21 protein-coding genes are annotated in these 23,499 nt (G+C 27.4%); 5 read left to right on the forward strand and 16 right to left on the reverse strand.

Translation table 11 applies throughout. The features are described from left to right. Window positions 1–62: 62 nt before the first annotated feature. Both recN and BHYOB78_RS08360 read right to left on the reverse strand, forming a co-directional pair. Window positions 63–1,772 carry a DNA repair protein RecN gene (gene recN / locus BHYOB78_RS08355; RefSeq protein ID WP_020063832.1) on the reverse strand — a complete coding sequence of 570 codons (1,710 nt, stop codon included), beginning with the start codon at window positions 1,770–1,772 and terminating at the stop codon, window positions 63–65. After that, window positions 1,772–2,641 carry an NAD(+)/NADH kinase gene (locus tag BHYOB78_RS08360; RefSeq protein ID WP_012670333.1) on the reverse strand — a complete coding sequence of 290 codons (870 nt, stop codon included), beginning with the start codon at window positions 2,639–2,641 and terminating at the stop codon, window positions 1,772–1,774. Before BHYOB78_RS08360 ends, recN begins: the two co-directional genes overlap by 1 nt. 244 nt (window positions 2,642–2,885) lie before the next feature. On the opposite strand from BHYOB78_RS08360, the gene BHYOB78_RS08365 reads away from it, so the two are divergent. Together BHYOB78_RS08365 and BHYOB78_RS08370 are read left to right on the forward strand one after the other, a co-directional pair. Next, window positions 2,886–3,500, forward strand: coding sequence for a lysophospholipid acyltransferase family protein (locus BHYOB78_RS08365; protein WP_020063833.1), 615 nt, complete (start codon window positions 2,886–2,888; stop codon window positions 3,498–3,500). A gap of 470 nt (window positions 3,501–3,970) precedes the next feature. Continuing rightward, entirely contained in the window at window positions 3,971–5,443 is a 1,473-nt protein-coding gene (locus BHYOB78_RS08370; RefSeq protein WP_012670335.1) for a 4Fe-4S dicluster domain-containing protein, read from the forward strand. 70 nt (window positions 5,444–5,513) lie between these two features. Here BHYOB78_RS08370 and BHYOB78_RS08375 read toward each other — a convergent pair whose 3' ends face one another. After that, complete coding sequence (locus tag BHYOB78_RS08375) at window positions 5,514–6,155, reverse strand: ankyrin repeat domain-containing protein (protein WP_012670336.1); 642 nt, start codon at window positions 6,153–6,155, stop codon at window positions 5,514–5,516. Window positions 6,156–6,354: 199 nt separating this feature from the next. On the opposite strand from BHYOB78_RS08375, the gene BHYOB78_RS08380 reads away from it, so the two are divergent. From BHYOB78_RS08380 to BHYOB78_RS08390, 3 genes are all read left to right on the forward strand, one after another. After that, window positions 6,355–7,773 carry a fibronectin type III domain-containing protein gene (locus BHYOB78_RS08380; RefSeq protein ID WP_012670337.1) on the forward strand — a complete coding sequence of 473 codons (1,419 nt, stop codon included), beginning with the start codon at window positions 6,355–6,357 and terminating at the stop codon, window positions 7,771–7,773. Between the two features lie 14 nt (window positions 7,774–7,787). Further along, window positions 7,788–8,651: a tetratricopeptide repeat protein gene (locus BHYOB78_RS08385; protein ID WP_012670338.1), complete on the forward strand. Its 864-nt coding sequence runs from the start codon at window positions 7,788–7,790 to the stop codon at window positions 8,649–8,651. A gap of 157 nt (window positions 8,652–8,808) precedes the next feature. Next, window positions 8,809–9,804: an ABC transporter substrate-binding protein gene (locus BHYOB78_RS08390; protein WP_020063834.1), complete on the forward strand. Its 996-nt coding sequence runs from the start codon at window positions 8,809–8,811 to the stop codon at window positions 9,802–9,804. On the opposite strand, the gene aroA is transcribed toward BHYOB78_RS08390, so the two are convergent. The 13 genes from aroA to BHYOB78_RS08455 all read right to left on the reverse strand — a co-directional run bounded on the left by aroA (window position 9,799) and on the right by BHYOB78_RS08455 (window position 23,468). Next, window positions 9,799–11,061, reverse strand: coding sequence for a 3-phosphoshikimate 1-carboxyvinyltransferase (aroA, locus tag BHYOB78_RS08395; RefSeq protein ID WP_012670340.1), 1,263 nt, complete (start codon window positions 11,059–11,061; stop codon window positions 9,799–9,801). The two genes, BHYOB78_RS08390 and aroA, sit on opposite strands and share 6 nt — an antisense overlap. 23 nt (window positions 11,062–11,084) lie before the next feature. Further along, complete coding sequence (ftsY, locus tag BHYOB78_RS08400; protein WP_390114937.1) at window positions 11,085–12,044, reverse strand: signal recognition particle-docking protein FtsY; 960 nt, start codon at window positions 12,042–12,044, stop codon at window positions 11,085–11,087. A 157-nt stretch (window positions 12,045–12,201) separates the two neighbouring features. Then, the gene (locus BHYOB78_RS08405) at window positions 12,202–12,810 is read right to left on the reverse strand and encodes a rubrerythrin family protein (RefSeq protein WP_012670342.1); all 609 of its coding nucleotides are present in this window, start codon (window positions 12,808–12,810) and stop codon (window positions 12,202–12,204) included. Between the two features lie 250 nt (window positions 12,811–13,060). Then, window positions 13,061–14,248 carry an aminotransferase-like domain-containing protein gene (locus BHYOB78_RS08410; protein WP_028331277.1) on the reverse strand — a complete coding sequence of 396 codons (1,188 nt, stop codon included), beginning with the start codon at window positions 14,246–14,248 and terminating at the stop codon, window positions 13,061–13,063. A 160-nt stretch (window positions 14,249–14,408) separates the two neighbouring features. Further along, window positions 14,409–16,616: a transcript cleavage factor gene (locus BHYOB78_RS08415; protein ID WP_020063835.1), complete on the reverse strand. Its 2,208-nt coding sequence runs from the start codon at window positions 16,614–16,616 to the stop codon at window positions 14,409–14,411. Between the two features lie 4 nt (window positions 16,617–16,620). Further along, window positions 16,621–17,601, reverse strand: a complete 981-nt coding sequence (locus BHYOB78_RS08420; RefSeq protein ID WP_012670345.1) for a tetratricopeptide repeat protein — start codon at window positions 17,599–17,601, stop codon at window positions 16,621–16,623. Between the two features lie 139 nt (window positions 17,602–17,740). Beyond that, window positions 17,741–18,973, reverse strand: coding sequence for an imidazolonepropionase (gene hutI, locus BHYOB78_RS08425; protein ID WP_020063836.1), 1,233 nt, complete (start codon window positions 18,971–18,973; stop codon window positions 17,741–17,743). A gap of 24 nt (window positions 18,974–18,997) precedes the next feature. Next, window positions 18,998–19,798, reverse strand: a complete 801-nt coding sequence (locus BHYOB78_RS08430; protein ID WP_020063837.1) for a TSUP family transporter — start codon at window positions 19,796–19,798, stop codon at window positions 18,998–19,000. 2 nt (window positions 19,799–19,800) lie between these two features. Continuing rightward, window positions 19,801–20,502, reverse strand: a complete 702-nt coding sequence (locus tag BHYOB78_RS08435) for a phosphatase (protein WP_012670348.1) — start codon at window positions 20,500–20,502, stop codon at window positions 19,801–19,803. A 13-nt stretch (window positions 20,503–20,515) separates the two neighbouring features. Then, entirely contained in the window at window positions 20,516–21,133 is a 618-nt protein-coding gene (locus BHYOB78_RS08440) for a cytidylate kinase-like family protein (RefSeq protein WP_028331278.1), read from the reverse strand. A gap of 233 nt (window positions 21,134–21,366) precedes the next feature. After that, a complete protein-coding gene (locus BHYOB78_RS08445; protein ID WP_012670350.1) occupies window positions 21,367–22,167 on the reverse strand; it encodes an AAA family ATPase in 801 nt (266 codons plus the stop codon). 2 nt (window positions 22,168–22,169) lie between these two features. Beyond that, window positions 22,170–22,364: a hypothetical protein gene (locus BHYOB78_RS08450; RefSeq protein WP_012670351.1), complete on the reverse strand. Its 195-nt coding sequence runs from the start codon at window positions 22,362–22,364 to the stop codon at window positions 22,170–22,172. Window positions 22,365–22,502: 138 nt separating this feature from the next. Then, on the reverse strand, window positions 22,503–23,468 hold the full coding sequence (locus BHYOB78_RS08455; protein ID WP_020063838.1) for a radical SAM protein: 966 nt from the start codon (window positions 23,466–23,468) through the stop codon (window positions 22,503–22,505). Window positions 23,469–23,499: the final 31 nt, after the last annotated feature.

Below are 23,499 nucleotides of genomic sequence, written 5' to 3' on the forward strand. Positions count from 1 at the left end.
TATATTGTTTAGAAATATTTTATATGTAATTTTGAACTGATATTTTATTATTTAAGCATATATTATTTTTTGGCATGTTCAAGCATTTCTTCAGCATGCTTTATACTTGCTTCTGTGATTTCTTTTCCTGTTATCATTCTTGCTATTTCATTGACTCTCATGTTATCATCAAGCTCTTCAATAGTTGAAGTAACAATATCATCGCCTTCATTCTTTGTAACTTTAAAATGATTATTAGCATATATTGCAATTTGAGCCAAGTGAGTAACGCTAAGAACCTGTTTTCTTTTTGATAATGCAGCTATTTTCTCTCCTATAACTTCTGCAATCCTTCCGCCTACTCCCACATCTATTTCATCAAATACACAAGTTTCGCAGTAATCGCCTAATGAAAGTACATTTTTTAATGAAAGCATTATCCTAGATATTTCACCTCCTGAAGCAATTTTTCTAAGAGGCTGGAACATACTTTGTTTATTTGGTGCTATTATAAATTCTATATTATCAATACCTGTAGAATTAGCCTTTATATTAGAACCGTCTATATTGAGTATACCATCATCATCTTCATCTAAAGTTATTTCAACATCAAATTTCGTAGATGACATACCTAAATCATTCATCTCATTTTCTATTGCTTTTATAAAATCTTCTTTTCTATTATGCCTTATATCAGATATTTCTTTTGCAAGTATAGAAGTTTTTTCTCTTAATTCTTCTATTTCCTTTTTTAAGTTTTCAATATCTTCTTCTGAGAAATTAAGAGAGTCTAATTTTTCTTTGGCTTCTTTAGCATAGGATATTATTTCTTTTATATTAGAGCCATATTTCTTTTTTAGGTTATTAATGAAAAAAAGTCTCTCATTAAGAGATTGAAGTTCTTCAGGATCGAATTTTGTTTTTGATCTTATTTCTGTTAAAACAGTTTTTATATCTTCAAGATTTAATGTTATTCCTTCTATTTGAGAAGCTATATCTGAAAGTCTGCTGTCATATTTTGATACGCTTTGTAATGCAGAAATACTTCTTGTTAATTTTGTATATGCACCTGATTCGCTTCCAAATATATCTTTATTAATAGAAGAAAGTGATGAGGCTATACTTTCAGCATTTGACATCATAGTAATATCATTTTTTATATCATCATCTTCATTTGGCTTTAATTTAGCTTTTTCTATTTCATCTATAGCATATTCCAAAAATGATTTTTCTTTTAATATATTATTTTTATTTTGAGATATTTCATTATGCTGTTTTATTAATCTTGTAAGCTTATTATAATGATTTTTATAATTTTCTAATTTGTCATCAATATTTAAATAACTGTCATAAAAGTTTAAATGATTTGCAGGATTAAAAAGAGACTGATGTTCATGCTGTCCATGTATATCTACTATTAAGTCTCCAAGCTCTTTTAATTCAGCAACTTTAACGCCTACATTATTTATAAATGATTTACTTTTTCCGTCTTTAGTAATTTCTCTTTTTATATTAAGCTCATCATTATTAATTTCTATATTCCATTCTTTTAATTTGTTTTTCACAATATCTGCAGATGATTGAAGAGAAAAATTTCCTGAGACTATTAATCTGTCTCCATTAGCTCCAACCATTCTAGTAGAGCCTTTTTCACCTGTTATGAGTTCTAATGCACTGATTATAATACTTTTACCAGCACCTGTTTCACCTGTAAGTACATTGAAACCGCTGCTGAAATTTATTTTTAATTTATCTATTAAAACAAAATTTCTAATTTCTAGATATTTAAGCATTATCTACCCCAATTAAGTTTGTTTCTAAGTATATCATAAAACAATCTATTTGCACTTTGAAATATATAACAGCTTTTATTACTTATTTTAGCTTTTATTTTATCATCATTTTTAAATTGACATATATCATATCCGTCTATAGTTACCATAGCCTTCAATGATTTTTCTGTTAATTCTAATTCTATATTATCACATTTAGGAATAACAAGCGGTCTGAAAGTCAATGAATGAGGCGCTATAGGTACAAAAGATATTGCATCAATTGTAGGTGCAAGTATAGGACCTCCTGCACTTAAAGCATAAGCAGTTGATCCTGTAGGAGTTGCTATTACAACACCATCTCCAACTATAGAAGATATTAATTTTCCTGATATTATAATATTTACGTATATTGCTCTTCCATCACATTTACTTAGAACTAATTCATTAACTGCAAGATGTTCTTTACATATATCTTTTTCTTTTGAATAAATATTGACAGATAATAATGTTCTAGGTTCTATTTCATACAATGTCTTTTTATTTTCAAAATATTCTTCTAATATTAAATAGGCCTCTTCAGGAGGTATTTCTGAAATAAAACCCAATGTACCATTATATATAGGAAGAACTGATATATCATATTTTATAGCTATTTTTAAAGCGGAAAGTAATGTTCCGTCTCCGCCTATAGAGATAAGCATTGATACATTTTTTAATTCTTTTGCTGCTTTTTTTATATTGTTGTAAGAAGATATATCATAATCTATTATTATAGATTCTATATTATATTTTTTTATTATACTATTTATTTTTTTTAAAATACTATCAGTATCAGTTCTAAGAACATTAACTATAATTCCTATTTGTTGCTTTTCCCTATTATTCATAATTATAAATATTAATTAAATTACAAAAAATTTCTATTAATTATAACAAACAGTTATCAATATATCAAGTTTTATATTGATAATTTTTTATTTTTATAATAAACTATCTATTATGATTATATTTAGTTTGATTTATTTTCTATTAAGTTTTATTTTTACATTGTTATGCATTACTATTGCATTTTCAATTTATCCTTTTATAAGATTATTCTCTAAAAGAGCCGCTTCAGGATATGTTCATAATATGGCTAAATTTTGGGGAAGAGGTATTATCAAAATGGCATTTATTTCTTTTAATATAGAAGGAAAAGAAAATTATGATCTAAATAAAACTTATTTGCTGACTCCTAATCATCAAAGTGCATTTGATATATTCGCATGCTTCAGTATATTTAAAAATTCATTTGCATTTGTTTCAAAAGATACTTATGGTAAAGTACCTTTAATAGGTTTTGGTATGTCTCTTTCAAATTATATATTTGTAAAAAGAGGTACTGTAGGTGCTGTAAAATCTATAGATGATATGGAAGACAGATTAAAAAATAATATAAGTATAGTCATTTATCCTGAAGGTACAAGAAGCGCTACAGGAGAAATAAAAAAACCTAAAAGAGGAATATTAAAAATAGCAGAAAGATGTTCAGATATACCTGTTCTGCCTGTTGTCATATATGGTACTAAAGATATTATGAAAGCTAGAAGTATAAAAATTACACCATTCAAAAAAATCACTGTGAGATTTTTAGAACCCTTCTACTTTAAAAACATAAATGGTGATGATAATGCTAAATTAGATTATTGGTATGATATTATGACAAAAAATTATAATGAAATAAAAGATAAATTAATTTCAAAATAATTTCTTTAACTATGTTAAAAATCGAGCCGCAGTCATAGTATATATAACAGCGGCTTAGGAGTTTTATGTATTTATAATTTTTTCGAGAATATCTTAAATAGTATTATCGTATTAAGTAAGATATACTAAATAATTATTTATGTCAATATATGATAAAATATTTTAAATACAATTAATAAAAACTTGTATTCATTCTAACTAATATTTTAAGTATAATCTATGTCATATCAAAATTTAATATTATTATTTGCAATATATCTAAAGGAAAAGAGTTTATTTTATTTATTGTTATTCATTATTATATTTATTATTTGTTATTCATTCATATATTACATATATAATAAAAAAATGTACATTATTTTTATGTTATACTTGAAAAAAATATTCTTCATATTATAATATATAATAATATAAACATATTATGTGTTTATATTAAACAAAAAATCACTTAAAAAATTAGGAGTATAAAAGTGAATATTAATAATAACGCTTCTCAATTAAAAAAAGATATTTTAGTAAAAATTGCTTTAATGTTTATTGAGGATAGACTTATAGAAGATATTGACAGATTACCTATAGAGATAATACCTAGAGATAGCAAATCTATAAGATGCTGTATACACAATGATAGAGAAATCATCAAAAATAGAATTATGGCAAGACTTGGAATAAGTGTTGAAGGTAAAGAGGATAGCGGAATACCATTATCTGAATATGCTAAATTAGCATTAGACAGAGATAAACCTACTTGGCCTATGCTTACAGTATTAGATGAGGCTTGTAATGCATGTGTAAGAGCTAATTTTATGGTTACAAATGCTTGTCAGGCTTGTTTGGCAAGACCTTGTATGGTTAACTGCCCTAAAGATGCAATAACAATATTAGATGAAAAAAGAGCACATATAGACAGCAGTAAATGTATAAACTGCGGATTATGTTTAAAAAACTGCCCTTATCATGCAATCATTTATATACCTGTACCTTGTGAGGAATCTTGTCCTGTAGGCGCTATTAATAAGAATGATCAAGGAAAGGAAGTAATAGATTATCATAAATGTATATTCTGCGGAAACTGTATGAGAGAATGTCCTTTCAGTGCTATGATGGATAAAGGACAGCTTTTAGATGTACTTAAGCATTTAAAGGCAGATGAAAAAGTTAATGTAATGTACGCTCCTGCTATAGCTTCTCAGTTTAATGCTAAGCCTGGACAATTAAAAAGTGCTTTGCTAAAAATAGGATTCAATAAAGTTTGGGAAGTTGCTTTAGGTGCTGATGTTACTTCTGACAGAGAGGCAGCAGAATTTGAAGAGAGAATGGAAAAAGGCGATAAGTTAATGACTACTTCATGCTGTCCTGCTTATGTTAAAGCAGTTAGAAAACATGTACCAGAACTTATTCCTTGCGTATCTGAGACTAGAACACCTATGCACTATACAGCTGAAATGATGCATAAAGATGATCCTGAAGCTGTTAATGTATTTATAGGACCTTGTCTTGCTAAAAGAAGAGAAAGTATAGATGATGAGCTAGTAGATTATTGTTTATCTATGGAAGAGCTTGATGCATTATTCGTAGCTACAGGTACTGATGTGGCAAAAGAGCCTGATTTGGAAATAGAGGCTGTTCCTACTGCTTCAGGAAGAAAATATGCTGTAAGCGGAGGTGTTGCTGAGGCTGTTAAAGTAAGATTAAAACATCCTGAAAAATTGAAAGCTGCTGTTATTAACGGACTTGATAAAGAAGGTATGAAACAGTTAAAAGGTTATGGAAAAGTTCAGTCAGGAGAAACTCCTGTTACAGCTGATACGCCTAATCTTGTTGAGGTTATGGCTTGTAACGGAGGATGTGTTGGAGGACCTTGTGTAGTGAAAAACCCTAAGGCTGCTGCTGTTCAATTACAAAGATACGCTTCTACAGGTACGGAAGTAAAAAAAGACTAATAAATTTATATAAAATTTAATAAATAAGGTAAAAGTCTAATTTCTGGGCTTTTACCTTTATTTTTTATAATTATTCTATTAATAACTTTTCTATGTTTTTCAAATTTCTTGCTTTAGCATAATATAAAGCATCATGTCCATTTTTATCTTTTATAGTTTTATCGGCACCATGTTCTAATAAAAGCTTAACTATCTCAACATAATTTATATTGTCATTACCAAGTATAGTAACCTCAAGTAATGCAGTAAAAGATAGATGATTTACATGATTTACATCTATATCAGTATTTTCAAGAAGGAATTTTACTGTACCTAAATGTCCTTTTTCGCATGCTGGTATTAAAGCATTTCCTCCAAAAATATTTAATACATTTCTAGTATCAGCCTTTTTATATGTGAGTTTTACTATATCAAGCATTCCATTTGCACCTGCATATAGAAAAGGTGAATTTAATTTTGCATCTTGTATGTTAACATTAGCATCATTATCAACTAAAAGTTTTACCATTTTTACATCATTTTTATATGTAGCTATCATTAAAGGAGTTCTTCTTTTTTCATCTTGTAAATTTACATTTATACCCATTTCTATATATTCTTTTACAGATTTAATATCTCCGCTATGTACAGCAGAAAAAAAGTCGCTTCTAGTATCTGCAAATAAAGCAGTATTTATATATAAAATAAAAGCAAATATAAAAAATAATTTCATAATTACTCCTAATATGTTTAATTAATTTATTATTTAAATATAACAAATCTTTTTTTGATTAGTTTTATTAATATAGTTTAATTATAGTTTTTACAACTATATAAATATACATTACAAGTTAGTTTTTTATTATATTTTTAATAATGATATTTAAAAAATATCCGAATAATTATTAAAGAAATATAATAGTAATTGGGACTTGAAAGTGCATTATATAGGTTTTTTAATAGCTTTTATTTTATATTTTACAGCCAACTTAAATGCTGTTGTTTATGATGTTTTTTCTGATACAAATAATATTTATTATAGTACATTAAATAATTTTACCAATAGTTATATATTATATGACAGTGACTCGGCACTTAACTACTTAACAGGAGACACTGCACTTGATTCTAGTATTTTACAAGGACTTATATACAGTAAAGATATTAAAAGTATAGAAGGTGCCAATGGCGGAGATGCTGTATTTTTTCATAATATTAAATCTTATATAAAACTTGATTATTATACAGGAGACGGTACGCATAACTTTGAAGATACTATGACAAGTTTTACTTTAGAATTTTATTTGAATCCTTATAAAATAAGAATGAATTCTCAAGTACTATCAAAAACAGCTATATATAATGAAAACGGTGTTACAAAATCTTCAGGTATAAAAGCCAATATTGTTAATGGAAGATTAGTTTGGCAGTTTAACAATTTATTCTCTTATAATGGTGTATATACAAATGTTATGTTAACTCAAGGAGAATATTTAAAAGAGAATGAATGGAGACATCATAGTGTAAGTTTCAATGCTTCTACTGGAAAATTAGTAAAATATATAGACGGACTTGAAGAACAGGTAGTATATTTAACTAGTACAGGCGATGAAACAGGTTCTCCTTATACTATAGAATTTGATAATATAAAATTGGATCCTTTATATTTAGGAAATGGTTTTATAGGCGGATTAGATGCTTTTTATTTTACACCTCGTTATAAACAGACTTTTAATTTGTATCCTTATACAGCAGATGGTGAAATAATAAGTAAGGTTATAGATTTTGAAAATAAAAATACATTTATTGACTCTATAAATTATATTGGAAATTCTACAAATGGAAGTTATATAGATTTATATTATAGAACTTCAGATTATTATTTTGCCCCTGAAGATGTTAATATAGCTTGGGAGCCTTTAAAAAATCATACTAATATGATGACCAATACAATGACTAGATATATTCAAGTTAGAGCTGTATTAAAGAGTAATGTAGATAGAAATGTTACACCTGTATTAAATAATGTTTCTATAAACTATCATAACCCAAGAAAACCTTTAGTACCATCTAATTTAACAGCTACTGCAATGAATGGAACTTCTGTTATGTTAAAATGGAATGGCTCTCATGAAAATACATCAGGATATAAAATTTATTATGGAACAAAATCAGGAGTATATAATGAAGCACAATATACGCCTATAATAACAGAAAATGTAAATGAATATATAATAGAAGGACTTGAAGAAGGAAAGGTTTATTATTTTACCGTTACAGCTATAGGCGGAGAGGGCGGAAATATAGAAAGCAGTTTTTCTGAAGAAGTTTATGTAAGACCAATTCAATAAAAAGGAGTATGAACGTGTCTACTAATACTAAAGCAATGAAATTAAGTAATCTTGCCGAAGAATTATTAAAAAAAGGAGTAAATGAAGAGGCTATAGAAGCCTTGAAAAGAAGTATGAGATTAAGTACTTCTGATGATATGAAAGCATATTTACAAGTTGCTGTTTCTTTATTTGAAAACGGCGATTATGAACATGCTAAAATATTTTTAAATACCTTTTTAGAATATTGGATGGCAGCTGAAGCATATTTCATCTTAGGAGCTATTGCTAAAAAAGAATATAGATTAGAAGAGGCTTTTGAACTTTATAGAAAAGGCATAAATTTATATACTTCCTCAAACCTTAACCCTTATTATGAGTTTTTATCTTTATGTACTCTTCTCAAAGAAGAAGATAAAGGATTGGAAACTGCTAAAAATGTACTTAAAATAAATTCTAAAGATAGGGTTGCTTTGGTTTATATGGCTAATTATTTCTTTAGAAATAAACTTTATAAAGAAGCTATGAATTTTTATAAAATATTAGTAGATAATAAATTGGCTGATCATAATGATTATCATTATTATGGTGTTTGCTTACATGAAATTAAAGATTATAAAAAAGCAGAAAATATGTATTTACAGGCTTTAGCTATGTATCCTGCTGATACTCCTGAAGTTTTAGCTCTTAAAAATCTTAGAAGCAAAACTTTAAGAGATAATTACCCTAATTTAAAAGAAAGCAAAGAAAAATATACAAAGAAAATAAAAGAAAATCCTGAATCTAGTGATTATTTCCATTTAGGTAATATCGAATTTATTGATGGAAATTATGAAAAGGCTGCGGAATTCTATTCTAAAGCTAAAGAAGTTTACGAAGAGCAGGTGTGCATTTTATAAAATATCTGCAATTATCTTATATATCTTTTCTATTAGATATAATTATATTATTTTTTATTGATATATAAATCTAATACATTAAAAATGTATAAATATAATTTTATAATACAAAATTATTGCATTTAATTTTTTTTGTAGTATAATGCAAAAATATATTATGAATAAAATTATTTGTATTTTCTCTATTTTAATTATTTTAATATCATGTAATATTAAAAAAGAAGAAGAAAGTAAACCTGTAAATACCAAAATAAGAGTTGGGTATTTATATGAATTTGCTGGAGCCTCTGCTATCGCAATAGCCCAAGAAAAAGGATTCTTTGAAGAAGAAAATTTAGATGTAGAATTGGTTGAATTTTTCAATGGACATGCTGCAATTTTATCTATGGTTTCCAAAGAGATAGACTTTACATATATAGGACATGCTGCACATTCTTTAATTATAAATGGTAATGTGCAAATATTAATACCAAATGGAATAAGCAAAGGCGAAAAAATAATAACAGGAAAATGGACAGGCATTAAAACTGTTGATGATTTAAGAGGAAAAAACATAGCAACTCATTTTGGTACTTCAGGTGCCACTATGCTTAATGCTGTATTGGAAAACAACAATATAAAATTAGAAGATATAACTTTAACAAATATCAATATTACTAATCTTGCTGATGCTTTAATAAATAAAGAAGTTGATGCTGTATCAATATGGGATCCTTATACTAGAAAAATTATTGAACAAATTCCAGATGATTATAAAGTATTAGCTGATATTATAAATTACCGTGATGAAATTATATTAACAAGCAGTTTCGTATCAACGTCAGAATATATTAATAATAATCCAAATACAGTAAAAAAATTTTCAAGAGCAGTATTAAAAGCTATGGATTATAGAAAAAATAATATATATGAGGCAGCAGAACTCACAGCAAAACTTACTGGAAATGATATAGAATCTGTAAAAAAAGAAATATATACAGGAATATGGTTTTCTTCATCAGATGTAAAAGATGCATGTGATTCAGGAGAAATGCTTAAATGGTATGAAGTGCAACAAAATATATTTTCAGATTCTAATATTATTAGAGAAAAAGTTTCTGTAACAAATTATATACAATTATCAATGCTCACAAATATATTAAATAGTTTATGATACTACTTTAGCACCTATACTTCTAAATTGCTCTATAAAATTGAATGATGATTTATTGATAGACTCGGCATCATCTATAATTATATCATTATCAGAAACAGCAGAAGCAACGGCAAGTGCCATAGCTATTCTATGATCATTATGAGAAGTGGTATTTCCTCCCTTAAGTCTTTCAACACCTTCTATTAATATTTCATCTTCGCTTACTTCTATATTTGCCCCTATTCTTGAAAAACTATCCATTAAATCATTCATTCTATCGCTTTCTTTATATCTTAGTCTTCCTGCATTATATAATCTTGTTCTTCCTTTTGCAGTAGCGGCAAGAGTTGTTATTATAGGACCTAAATCCGGTATATCAGACATATCTATATCAAGAGCATTTAATCTGTTTGTTTTTTTTATTGTGATAGAATTATCATCATTATAAGAAACAGAAGCCCCCATAAATTTCAATATATTAAGAATTTCTTTATCACCTTGTATAGAATATTTATTAAGACCATATAATGTAGTCTCTCCTCCCAAAGCACCAGCAGCAGCAAAAAAAGCAGCATGGGACCAATCTGATTCTACTTCATAATCAATACCTGAATATTCCTGATTTCCATATACTTCTATTATATTATTATCATGCCTTAAAGTTTCTATATTGGCTGCTTTAAGAGTTTTTAAAGTCATCATAACATAAGGTTCTGACTCTAATTCTCCATCTATAATAATATTAGAATTACCATCAAGCAAAGGCAATGCAAATAAAAGTCCGCTTAAAAATTGACTGCTTAAATTACCTAATACTTTAAAATTTGATGCTTTTAACTGTCCTGATATTTTTATAGAATCTTCTGAGTGAATGAACTCAAGTCCCTCTTCTTTCCATATCTTTTTATAAACATCAATAGGTCTTGAAAATAATTTTTTAGAACCTGTAAAAGTACATGTTATTCCAAATGCTGACATTATAGGAATTAAAAATCTCAAACTGCTACCTGATTCTTTAACATCTATAACTAATTCTTTTTTATATTCTTTCTTTGGAAAAACTTTAAGATTATCATCAATAATTTCTAAATCCGCAAAATTTGATACAGCATTTTTTGTAACTTCTACATCAACACTTACATTATCAATCCAGCGTTTTATAATGCTTGGAGTCTTAGCTAATGATGATGCTATCAAAGCTCTATGTGCATCACTCTTACTCATTTGAATATAAATAGAGCCGAAAATTTCTGAAGGTTTAATAGTTAAAGTCATAATATAACTCCAATAATTATAAATTACTGTAATATCGAATCAACAAAACTTTCCGCATCAAATTCTTTAAAATCATCAACTTTCTCTCCAAAACCGCCATAGTATATAGGCAGAGATAAATAATGGGCTATACTTATTGCTACCCCACCCTTAGCTGTACTATCTAGTTTTGAAACTATAGCACCTTGTATATCCAAAGCATTAGTAAATACCTTAGCCTGTTCTATTCCATTATGACCTACATTTGCATCTAATACTAATATTGGTACAAATTTAAACTCTGTAAATCTCTCTGTAGCTATCTTTTTCATCTTTTCAAGCTGTCTTACCAAATTCTCCTGATTATGAAATCTTCCTGCAGTATCAACTATAACTATATCAGCATCTGTAGCCTTTGCTTTATCCAATGCTGAAAATAATACGCTTGCAGGATCTCCAGCTTGCTGACCCTTAACTATAGTTACTGAAAGTCTATTAGCCCATTCTTCTAATTGTTCTATGGCAGCTGCTCTGAATGTATCTGCTGCCGCTAATATCACCTTATGATCGTTCTTTAATATATTAGCTAATTTTGCTATTGAAGTTGTTTTACCCACTCCATTAACACCTACTATAAAAAGTATAGTTTTACCATTAAGTTCTATTTTTCTTGAAATGAATTTAGATATTAAAATTTCTCTTAAATATTTTTTAGCTTCAGAAGGATCTTTTATATTTTCTTTTTCTATTACATCTCTAAGTTTTGAAATAATATCTTTTGTAGTTTCAACACCAGCATCAGCTGTTATTAATATATTTTCTAAACTTGCAAAAAATTCATCATTGATTGATGAAGTATTAAATAGTGATGATAGTGAAAATTTACTTTTAGAACTTGTTAATGAAACTTTAGGTTTTTTAGATTTTTTCATTAACACCAAAACTAAAATCAAAAGTACTACAAGTACACAGCATGCTATTATTATAATATTCATATACGGCATAGTAGATTGCATTTATCAATTTCTCCAAATATAAAATTTATTTAGAATATTATATAAACTATTAAGATTTTTTCAAGGTATAAAAAAAGCATTGATAATAAAATATTATCAATGCTTTCGCCTCTATAAAAAAATTAACGAATCAATTATTTTTTAATTAATTAAAAGCTTGGAATGCACTAGCTGTAGCGTTACATAAAGGACATTTAGCTGGAGCTGAACCTGCTTCAACATATCCGCAAACAGGGCATAAATAATAAACTGTAGGTAAAGTTTTTTTAGCATTTAAATCCTGCATAGTTTTGTTATATAATTCAGCATGTGTTTTTTCAACTGAAGCTATTCTGTTCATTAAATCAGAAACATTTTTATTGTTTTCAGAAGCAGCAACTTTACTGAAAGCAGGATACATTTTTGTATATTCATAAGTTTCACCAGCTATACCGCTTTTTAAATTATCAACATCAGTACCAGTTTTAATAGCATTGATTTTAGCTGTTAATGCTTTAGTTGATAATTTAGAAGATAAAGCCATATCGTTTAAAAGCTTAGCATGTAAAGCTTCTGCAGCAGAAGCTGCTTTAAATAAAGCTGCAACACTTTTGTTTTGAGCTTTTTTAGCATACTCAGCATAGCTAGCAGATGCATTCATCTCACCATTATAAGACTGCATCATACCATCTAAAGTAGATTTAGCTGTTTGTCCATATACAAGACCTGCAAAAACGAATAAGAACAAAATAAATAAACTTGATTTTTTAATCATCTTTTTATCCTTTTTTTTAATATAGAGTTTTTTGTTTTTTTGTTTATATGCGAGGCAACATATAGCTAATATAACCTTTAATACATAAAAAAAGTAAAAAATAAATTTTTTTTTTACAAAAAAAATATAATATAGTCAAATAATGTTAACATATACTAACTTTAATATAAAAAATAATCATATAAAAATAAAAAAGGCAGTAATTTTTTACAATCACTGCCTTTTGTTAAAATATTATATAAATTATTTTTTACTTTCTCATTTTTTCAATAGCTTTTGCTAATATAGATATACCCTTATCAATATCTTCGGGTTTAGAATTAGTGTAATTTAATCTTAAAGTACCTAAGCCTCTTTTAGCTTCATAGAAAGGTTCTCCTGCTACAACAACAACACCATCCTCAGCAGCTTTTCTTGAAAGCTCAACAGCATCTATTCCCTTAGGAAGTGTAGCCCATATAAACATACCGCCTTCAGGGTGAGTCCAATGCATATCTTTAGGTAAATATTTATCCATAGCTTCAAGCATATAATTACATTGTCTTCCGTATAAATCTATTATTTTTTTGATATGCTCATCATAATCGTTATCTTCTAAATACTGACTTACAACTACCTGAGCAAATGTTCCTGTATGTAAATCTATAAGCTGTTTATAATCTTTCATCTTAGCATATAATTCTTTTTGTCTGCAAGCAATCCATCCTAATCTCATACCAGGCGCTACAGTTTTTGAGAATGTACCAAGCAATATAGCTTGTTCTCCTAAATATGTGCCAAATGATTTTTGATGTTCTCCTTTAAATCTCAATTCTCCGTAAGGATTATCCTCTACAAAGAATGTATCTTTACCTTTCATTATTTCTGCTATTTTCTCTCTTACAGCATTTGTATATGTTATACCTGTAGGATTTTGGAAATTAGGCACAGAATAAAAGAATTTATGATTATATTTATTTATAGCTTCTTTAAACTCATTTATATCAGCACCGTCTTCATTCAAATTAACAGTATGAATCTTAGGATTATATAAGTGAAATGACTGCAAAGCCGCCAAATAAGACGGATCTTCAACTAAAACATCATCATCAGGATCTATTAAACATGAAGAAATAATATCTAAAGCCTGTTGTGAACCATTAGCTATAAGTATGTCGCTAGCTTCAATTTCGATACCTTGTTTTTTATATCTATTTGCAATAAACTCTCTTAAAGGACCATATCCCTCAGTGCTGTTATATTGTAAAGAATAAGCACCTTTAGTTTCTAAAACTTTATTTGCTGCCGCTTTAATCTCTTCTACAGGAAATGATTCAGGATTAGGCAAACCGCCAGCAAATGATATTAAATCACCTTTAGCTGCAACTTCAAGCATAATTTTTACAAAACTGCTTTGAAAATCTTCTTTTAATGCTCTTTTTGATAATCTTAATTTCATAATAATATCCATTTAAAAAATTTGTTATATATTATACACTACTATTAATAATAATGCTATATCATTTTTTGATTTTTTATCAATATATTTTCTTAAAATAAATATATAAAAAAAGGGAGATTTTTTAAATCTCCCTAATTTTTATCTAACTAAAATTTTATTATATCTTCCAATCAGGGAAACGTTTTATAACAGCAGAAATAATATCTGTTTTATAATGCTGTTCCAAATTAACTAATTTTTGGAATTCTCCGAATATGATTTTTACATCATCTTCCGACTCATTTTCTATAAATTTAAGCAGATAAGCCTTATCAAATACCAAATCATATACAACCTTCAAAAGTTTTCTAGCCTGTGCAGAAGTTTCTTTTTTATCAACCATTTTTGATAAATGAGGTATTATACTAAGCAAACCTATCATAAGAGAATTTTTATTAATATTTATATCTCCTGCAGTTTCATCATAATACTCTCCGTCAAGTATCTTCTGAGCAAAATAAACAAATGACTCAGGACATTCTCTATAATGAAGAAATATATCATCTATAGTCTTAGCAAGCATATCAGTTTTGCCGTCTTCAAATAATTTATTTACTATAAGATAATTATTTTTAACCTGAGGAGAATAAAGCATTTTAAGTATTATATTATAATAATCATCTCTTCTGCCATCCCAAATAGCTTTTATAAATTTCTCTCTATAATTTGAAGAAGGAAGCACCTCATAAACATGAGTATAATCATCAATATTTTTAACTATATCTGAAAGCAAAGGTATACTGCTGTCAACATTAGACTGACTTCTCAAATATATTGTACTTATTATTCTCTCATCATTAGGAGCTTTTTTATCTTTAGAAATATTAACAAAATAATTATTCATCTCCTTAGCTTCTTCAGAGTTTAAATTAGGAGTATAAGTTAAATATTCCATATATATTTGATATCTCTCAAAGAAATTATCAGTCTTATTGAATTTAGATAAACTTTCAGCATCATAAGTTTCAGCTTCCTCATTATAAAGGAAAGTATTTTTATCAAACTTAACTGTAGTAGAAGCTCTTACAGATTTTTTAGCACTCTCTAACCATTTAGTATAAGCAGATTCAGCAACTACAACATCAGGTTTTGAAGTTAATTCCTGTTTTAAATCTTTTGTAGTTATTGTCTTTTTATATTTTAAGATAATAGTTAAAAGTTCTGTAGGATTTTCTTCTGCTATCTTTTTTATTTCATTAAGTTTATAAGCCTTATAAACATTAATATCATCATTAGGCAATGTTGTAAGAGATTGTATTGCCATATCAAAAGTCATTTTTCTAACATCTTCCTGAGATACAAATTTTATATTAACATTATTTATATCTATTGACTTTATTTTACCAACACCGAAATTTCTATGTATAACATATTTATCAACATCATATTGTATATACTTTTCAAATATTTCTATACAATCCTTAGGTTTTTTATTAACATTTGTAATAGATGATATTTCTTCTATTTTTTCAAAAAGAGTATGATTTGGATATAAAGCCTTATAAACATCTACAAGTCTATGTCTGAAAAATTTAGCTTTTTTATTATTTTGTGCAACTATATCCTGCTCATAATTAAGCAAATTTTTAATAGTTTTTAAAGCATCATTATATCTGTTATTCTCAAAATAGTAGAAAAATATTATTTTCCATACATCTATCATTATATTAGAATCAACAAGAGTCTTTAAAGCATTTTCATATTTAAGTAAATAATTATAATTATCAGGCTCATACTCCAATACTTTTTTAATATCGCTTTCTGCATTATTTCTTTCTCTAATAAGATTTCTTTCAAAAGCAATTTTATAATAATGCACAGCACTGTTTATATCTCCAGCTAATTCTTTTGTATGTGCTATTTTTTCAGGGAGTTCAGGATTAGATACATCAAAACGTATAAGTCTTTCCCAAATTTCTAATGCCTCAGAATCTCTATTAGTACTTTGATAATAGCTAGCCAAATATCTTAAAGCATAATCGCTTTCATAATATTCATCTAAAATTTTTTGGGATACGAATTCAACTATATTCCACTTTTTAGCATTTTTAAAAATACCTAAAAGTTTTTCTAAACTCATTTCTGAATAATTTTCTATTTTTAAATTTAAAAATCCATTTGCATATAAAGCTGATATATGATTAGGATTTTTATCTAACTGCATTTTAGCTGTTTCTATAGCGGAATTTATATCATTAGTATCATTTATATCATTGAGAATACCGGATAAATCAACAAAATACTTAGTAGTATAATTAAGAAGCGGTCTTCTCGTAAATGTTTCTTCTGAAAATACATTTTCTAATTTTTGTAGAGCTTCTGACATATTATCACTCCTTATCTAATATTTTTATGTAGTATTGCAGCAAATCTTTATCTATTACAGCCATCTTTCTGCCCCACACCTTAACCTCTTCAACATCAGAATCATTTTGCCTCATAATAAGATATGTAGTTAAAAATGCATACGAAGATAAAAGTTTAGGTGCTGTAGTCTCTCTCAGCTTTATTTTTCTGTAATCTGCCTCTAATCTGGATATGTTTCTTCTAAGATCAAATTCTTCCTGTTCATTTAATGGTCTTTTCACATCCAATATGTTCATAAGTTCGCCATAAGCACTCATCCATAATATTATCTCTTCCTGACTATTATTATGGATTCCCCTTTTTATTATTATATCTCTAATTTCTCTAACTACTTCTATGCTGATATTTTCAAATTCTATACTTAAAGGATCATAAAATAACGCTTCTCTTATATACATTTTACACTTTTTTTCATCGCCTAATTTATCATAAATCATAGCAATATAACTGAGAGTTCTTGAATTATATGGTTCTATAGTATTTAAATATTCATAAGATTTTAATGCTCTAGAATAATCCTTTAACTCTATAAAAGCATTAGAAAGTAAATGTAATTCCTCCGTGCCTTCAATATCATTGGTGCTGCGCTGCATTATTAACTCTATAATTTTATTATATACATAATAGTGTATAGCGTTAATTGATATTAAATTCTCATCATAAGACTTTCCATGTACGAATACATTGAATTTCTTATAGGTAGAATCCAAAAGTTTGCAGTATTCTATACAATTTCTCTCTACGCTTTTAAATTTATCAAGTCTGTTAATCCAAAATTTAACACAGGATATATTTTCATACAGATTTGCACATTCAAAATCTTTTGACATAATCCTATCAAAATCTTCCATAGACTCCGTAAAAAGACCCTGCTTTAATTTAGTTTCTATAATGTTGAAAATATCCTTAACAGACTCTTTTCTAGAAAATAATTCCTCTTCCATTATATTTAAAATAAACTACTCCCTTAAAGCTAAAAAACGTACAGAGATATATACGCATATTCTTATAATATAATCAAATAAACATAAATTGTCAAGAGAAAACAATACTCTTTAGAGTAAAAAAACGATAAAAAATATATTAATTATGATATACGAGCTCTCCGGATTTAAAAACCATACCGCATAAATTATTATCCATAGTATAAAGTAAGAAATTAAGATTATTACAATTCCATACTATAATATCCGCCTTTTTTCCAATCTCAATACTTCCTATTTCCTCTCCCCTTTTAATGGCACATGCTGCATTTATAGTAACAGCATTTAATATCTCTTCAGGAGTAAGCCTATATATAATATATGCAAGCTTCATTATAAACTGCATATTCAAAGAAGGACTAGAACCTGGATTATAATCTGTAGCCAATGCTATAGGAACTCCTTTATCTATCATATATCTAGCTCTTGCATAAGGCATATTCAAATAAAAAGAAGCATTAGGCAAAAGCACAGCTATAACACCTTGATTTTTTATAACATCTATAGATCTGTCATCAGACATAATCAAATGCTCTGCACTTATAGCTTTGAATCTTGCTGCCAAATACGAACCTCCGCTTGTTTCTAATTGATCCGAATGAACTTTAATGCCTAGATGATGTTCCTGAGCTGCATTAAGAACCTTATGAGTTTCTTCCATATCAAGTCCGCAATTTTCACAAAATACATCGCAAAACTCTGCTATGCCTAATTTTGATATTTCTGGAATCATTTCATTACATATTAAATTTATATATGAAGCCCTATCATTTTTATACTCCTCAGGTATTACATGTCCGCCCATAAATGTACCTACTATATCTATTTTATGATTATCATTAAGTTTTTTCATAACTTTTAATATTTTTATTTCATCTTTAATAGTCAATCCGTAACAGCTTTTACCTTCTACTGTAGTAGTTCCATGATGAAGCATTTTATCTAATATAGGTATTGATTTCTTATAAAGTGCATTCTCTGTCTGACTTCTAGTATCTTTTACAGTTGATAATATTCCATAACCTGATTTTATTATATCAGAATAGCTCATATGACCGCTTACTATATTATACATCTCATCTTCTCTTGAACCGCCGTATATAAAATGAGTATGACAATCAATCAAACCTGAAGTAACCAATGATCCATTAGCATAAAATGTTTTTTTAGCTTTTTCTTTAATAGAATCACCAATATATTTTATGATGCCATCTTTTATGCCTATAGAAACATTATTATATAATTTTATCTTTCCTTGATTTTTACCATATAATGATGTAGTGCCTTCTGCTGTTGCAATAGAACCTATATTTTTTATAATTACATCTAACATAATACACTCACAATTTAGTATATATTATATATTAACAGAAAAGTTGTATAAATTGTAAGATGTTATTAATATAATAATTAACAATAAAATAATAAATAATTTATCAACTATTTTAGAATTAATTTTTTTATTGATAAATCTTCCTAATATACCGCCGCCTATTCCGCCTATAATCATTACTATTAAATAATATATATTAACTTTTAAGGCATCTCCGTCAGCAACACTTATAAATACATTTGAAATCTGAGAAAATAATATAATATAAAGAGAATTTTGAGCTGCAACTTTAGAATCCATACTAAAGAAAAAATATAAGAAAGCTATATTAAAAGGGCCGCCTCCTATCCCTAAGAATGATGATAAAAGTCCAAGAACTAAACCTATCAACACGCATAAAAATATATTTTGTATATGCATAGATTTTATTTTTTTATCACCCATATTCTTTAATGTAAATATTAAAGTAAAAAATGTTAATAATATTAAAATGGCTGATTGAAAAATACCTGCTATATTTTCACTATTAAAAAATGCTATAACATAAGAAAAAAGCATTTTTCCAAGTATTCCGCCTATAATACCTCCTAAAGCTAAAGGCGTTGCTACTTTAGAATCGACAAGACTATCATGTTTTATCTTAGAAACCACAAATGTATATAAGCTCATAGATAAAACTGTACATGAGGATAAAAAACTTATCTTACTTACTTCAAGCACATTCAAAGAATCAAGTACAGGCTTTATTATAATACCGCCGCCTATTCCGCAAATAGCACCTATTACAGATGCTAATAAACTTACAATCAAAAAAAATACTATCATTTTTATATACCAAGATATTCCATCAATTTACCATAATCTGCATTTAGTATAAGATCCCCAGGAAAATCTATAGATAATAATAACTCTATAGAATCTTTAAAATCCCCTATTTTGTATTTTGAATGAGCGTCAGATGTTATTACAATATTAGTTTCATATTTTTTGCATTTTAAAGCTACTTCACGGCATATCGGAGCGCTTCCTTTTCTAACTGTAAAAGATGATGAATTAATCTCTATTAATTTATTATATTCTTTGCATAATTTAACTATATATTCAATATCAAATTCAAATTTAGGATTACCAACATGACCTAAACAATCTATATGAGGATTTTTTATAATTTCCGCATATCCATTTGTATGATCTTTTTTGCTTAAAGGCTGTATTGAATCCTCATGATATGAAGCTATAACAAAATCTAAATATTCTAATATATTTTCACTTAAATCTACTTTTCCGTTATAATCTAAAATATTAGCCTCGCATCCTCTAAGAAATCTGAGTCCATTAATATAATTAGGAAGACTATGCATAGCTTTAAAATGCCCTGATTTAGCTCCGTCGCTGGAAGCTGGACCATGATCCGTGATGGCTAAAGCTAAAAAACCTTTCTCATTAGCTGAATTCACCATTTCATCAACTGTACTATAAGCATGCTCGCTTACTAAAGTATGAGTATGCAAATCGGCTATTATATTCATAATAAATACCTTATTATAACTTTGACTTAGCTATTTTTTCTATTAATTCTATTGTATTATCTATGCCTATAAAATCACTATTCAAACAAGCATGATAATTTCTAGCATCTCCCCAATTTTTTCCTGTATAATAATTATAATGTTTTGCTCTTAACTTATCTCTTTCTTTTAAGATTTTTTCTATATTCGCACTATCTAATTTATATTCTTCAACAGCTCTTTTTATTTTGTTTTCCATATCAGAATAAATAAATATATTAATACAATTATCCATTCCTTCCAATATATGATTTGCGCATCTTCCAACTATAACGCAAGAATGTTTGGATGCTACTTCTTTTATAACATTACTTTGGGCAAAAAACATAGTATCCTGTAAAGACTCTCCATTACCAAATACCATATTTCCGGCATAAGAACCTGTTATTGCAAAATTAAAAAGAGAAGCTCCTGTTAATTTTTGTTCATTTTCTTTAATATATTCCGGAGAAAATCCTGTTTTATCTGATGCCATTTCTATTATAGCTTTATCATAAAAAGGTATATTCAAATCCTTAGCAACCATTTCTCCAATATATCTTCCGCCGCTGCCGAATTCTCTGCTGATAGTGATAACAATATTTTTACTCATAAGCATATACCTCCTCTTATATTCATGTTAATAGTTTACCAATATTATCTGTATTTGTCAAATTTAAACAACTTCTTTTCTTATATTATGTATAAATATTTTTATATTATTAGTATTAAATTAAAAAATAAAAGACTATATTGCTACATTTTATATAATACAATTTCAATAAAAATTAGAAATTATTTATGCTGAAAAGAGTAGATAATTAATATATAATCCAATTAATGAAATCAGAAGAAATCAGAAAAAGTTTTTTCTCTGGCATTTTCATCTTGCATTACACCTATATCATATAAGTACCTAGTAACAGCCAATGAAAAACCGCCTTTAATAGGAGTTTTAGGGTATAATATTATTATAGGTATTCTTTTTTGAACGGATATCATAACCTTTTCTTCATCGAACAAAACAGGACCTAAAAGAACTAAATTTATATCAAGAGAAAATTTCGCAGTTACCTTTTTTACTTCTCTATACAAGTTGATAGCCCAATCTATATTTTTTACTTTATTTACTATCAAATACATCTTATCTGTCATATTATTGACATATATCATTTTCATAAGTCTGTAAAGATCTGTAAGAGCTGTAATTTCAGGATTGGCTACAAGTATTATATCATCAGACATTTCATAGAAGCGCATCATAGGCTGAGTAATTCCTGCAGCATAGTCTATAATAACATAATCATATTCCTGTGATAATACTTTCAAATCTTTAGCTAAATTAGATAAATTGAAATCATTCTCAAACTGAACAAATCTTTGTATATTAACTCCGGCACTTATAACATCTATACCATATTCACTTTTTATAACACAATCTTTTAATGTCAAAGTACCTTCAAAATATTCCTGCAGTTTAGACTGAGGCTTTACATGAAGCAATATAAATACATTAGAACAGTTAATATCTATATCAAAAACTAAAACCTTATATCCTCTAGAAGCTAATTCAGCAGAAAAATTAACAGAGCATAAAGTTTTACCTGCTCCTCCCTTTCCGCTAGAAAATGATATTATTCTTCCCATAATTATTGTCCCGTATACAATTTTAATACTTGAGCCACTTTAAGACGAACATTTTCATCCCAATCTAATATATGCGGCTTTAAAGCTTTAATTACAGTAGTTTTATCGGAATTTTCTACATTTTTTGCCAACTCTTCAAGAGCCTCAAGTCTTTTATCAACCTCTTCGCTTTCTAAAAGTGCAAAAATTTCATTCATAGTTTCTTCCTTAAAATCTAATAAATAATACTATACTTAGTATATATTATACATTATATAATATTTTTGTCAAAATAAAACTTATTTAATTAATTGTAAAATATAATACTGTTAATATTTATATTTTATATAAATTAATTACATTTGAAAAGGCTTTTCCTTAGTAAAATCAGGATTGTAATTGTCAGAACTTTCCATTTCCTGAACAAGCAAATTTTCAAAACCTAAATCCAAAGCATAATCAACTAAATCATCATACTCTTTTTTATATAATTTTCGGTTTATACTCTCAAAATTGCAGGCTTTAAATTTAGGATTATATTGCGACATTAAAGATATTGTGGTATTTAAAAAACCCCTCTCTTTAAGTTCTATTAACACATCATAAGAATCTGATTCATTATTTGGAAGTATTAAATGCCTTATTATTATACCTTTTTCAGCAATGCCTTTTTCATTAACAATTAAATCGCCTACTTGTTCTTTCATTATTTCTATTGCATTTATTGCAGTATTAAAATAATTTTCAGCCTTAGAATATTTAAAAGCTTTGTCATCAAAAACATATTTTAAATCAGGCAAATATATATCAACAATACCATCCAAACAATCTAATAATTCTTTAGTATCATAACCATTAGTATTATAAACTATAGGAAGATTAAGACCTTTTTCAAAAGCTATTTTTAAACCTTTTAATACAGGATAAATAACATGAGTTGCACTTACAAGATTAATATTTTCTGCACCTTGTTTTTCTAAATCCAAAAAATAATCTGACAATGTTTCAATATCAATTATCTCACCTACTCCGTCTGAACTTATTTGATGATTCTGACAAAACACACAGCTTAAATTACAGCTTGAAAAAAACACCGTACCGCTTCCGCCTTCGCCTACAAGCATAGGCTCTTCACCGAAATGCAAAGTATGAGAGGCAGTTTTTATATGATTGGTATCTTCAAAAATTTTGCATCTTCCTATTTTGTTTTTATTGCGATTAACATTGCATATATGTCCGCAGCAAATACACTTGTCATAAAGAAGTTCTGCCTTTACCAAAGCTTCATCTATATTTTTTAAATGTTTTTCATTATAGTTCACAGTATAATCCCAATATTTTTTATATACTAAA

It is taken from the genome of Brachyspira hyodysenteriae ATCC 27164 (assembly GCF_001676785.2).
Classification (GTDB): Bacteria; Spirochaetota; Brachyspiria; order Brachyspirales; family Brachyspiraceae; genus Brachyspira; species Brachyspira hyodysenteriae.

Excerpts from the sequence above, each read along its gene's own strand:
- recN (WP_020063832.1), bottom strand. The coding sequence starts at position 1,772 with ATGCTTAAATATCTAGAAATTAGAAATTTTGTTTTAATAGATAAATTA.
- BHYOB78_RS08360 (WP_012670333.1), bottom strand. The coding sequence starts at position 2,641 with ATGAATAATAGGGAAAAGCAACAAATAGGAATTATAGTTAATGTTCTT.
- BHYOB78_RS08365 (WP_020063833.1), top strand. The coding sequence starts at position 2,886 with ATGGCTAAATTTTGGGGAAGAGGTATTATCAAAATGGCATTTATTTCT.
- BHYOB78_RS08375 (WP_012670336.1), bottom strand. The coding sequence starts at position 6,155 with ATGAAATTATTTTTTATATTTGCTTTTATTTTATATATAAATACTGCT.
- BHYOB78_RS08390 (WP_020063834.1), top strand. The coding sequence starts at position 8,809 with ATGAATAAAATTATTTGTATTTTCTCTATTTTAATTATTTTAATATCA.
- aroA (WP_012670340.1), bottom strand. The coding sequence starts at position 11,061 with ATGACTTTAACTATTAAACCTTCAGAAATTTTCGGCTCTATTTATATT.
- ftsY (WP_390114937.1), bottom strand. The coding sequence starts at position 12,044 with ATGCCGTATATGAATATTATAATAATAGCATGCTGTGTACTTGTAGTA.
- BHYOB78_RS08405 (WP_012670342.1), bottom strand. The coding sequence starts at position 12,810 with ATGATTAAAAAATCAAGTTTATTTATTTTGTTCTTATTCGTTTTTGCA.
- BHYOB78_RS08410 (WP_028331277.1), bottom strand. The coding sequence starts at position 14,248 with ATGAAATTAAGATTATCAAAAAGAGCATTAAAAGAAGATTTTCAAAGC.
- BHYOB78_RS08415 (WP_020063835.1), bottom strand. The coding sequence starts at position 16,616 with ATGTCAGAAGCTCTACAAAAATTAGAAAATGTATTTTCAGAAGAAACA.
- BHYOB78_RS08420 (WP_012670345.1), bottom strand. The coding sequence starts at position 17,601 with ATGGAAGAGGAATTATTTTCTAGAAAAGAGTCTGTTAAGGATATTTTC.
- hutI (WP_020063836.1), bottom strand. The coding sequence starts at position 18,973 with ATGTTAGATGTAATTATAAAAAATATAGGTTCTATTGCAACAGCAGAA.
- BHYOB78_RS08430 (WP_020063837.1), bottom strand. The coding sequence starts at position 19,798 with ATGATAGTATTTTTTTTGATTGTAAGTTTATTAGCATCTGTAATAGGT.
- BHYOB78_RS08435 (WP_012670348.1), bottom strand. The coding sequence starts at position 20,502 with ATGAATATAATAGCCGATTTGCATACTCATACTTTAGTAAGCGAGCAT.
- BHYOB78_RS08440 (WP_028331278.1), bottom strand. The coding sequence starts at position 21,133 with ATGAGTAAAAATATTGTTATCACTATCAGCAGAGAATTCGGCAGCGGC.
- BHYOB78_RS08445 (WP_012670350.1), bottom strand. The coding sequence starts at position 22,167 with ATGGGAAGAATAATATCATTTTCTAGCGGAAAGGGAGGAGCAGGTAAA.
- BHYOB78_RS08450 (WP_012670351.1), bottom strand. The coding sequence starts at position 22,364 with ATGAATGAAATTTTTGCACTTTTAGAAAGCGAAGAGGTTGATAAAAGA.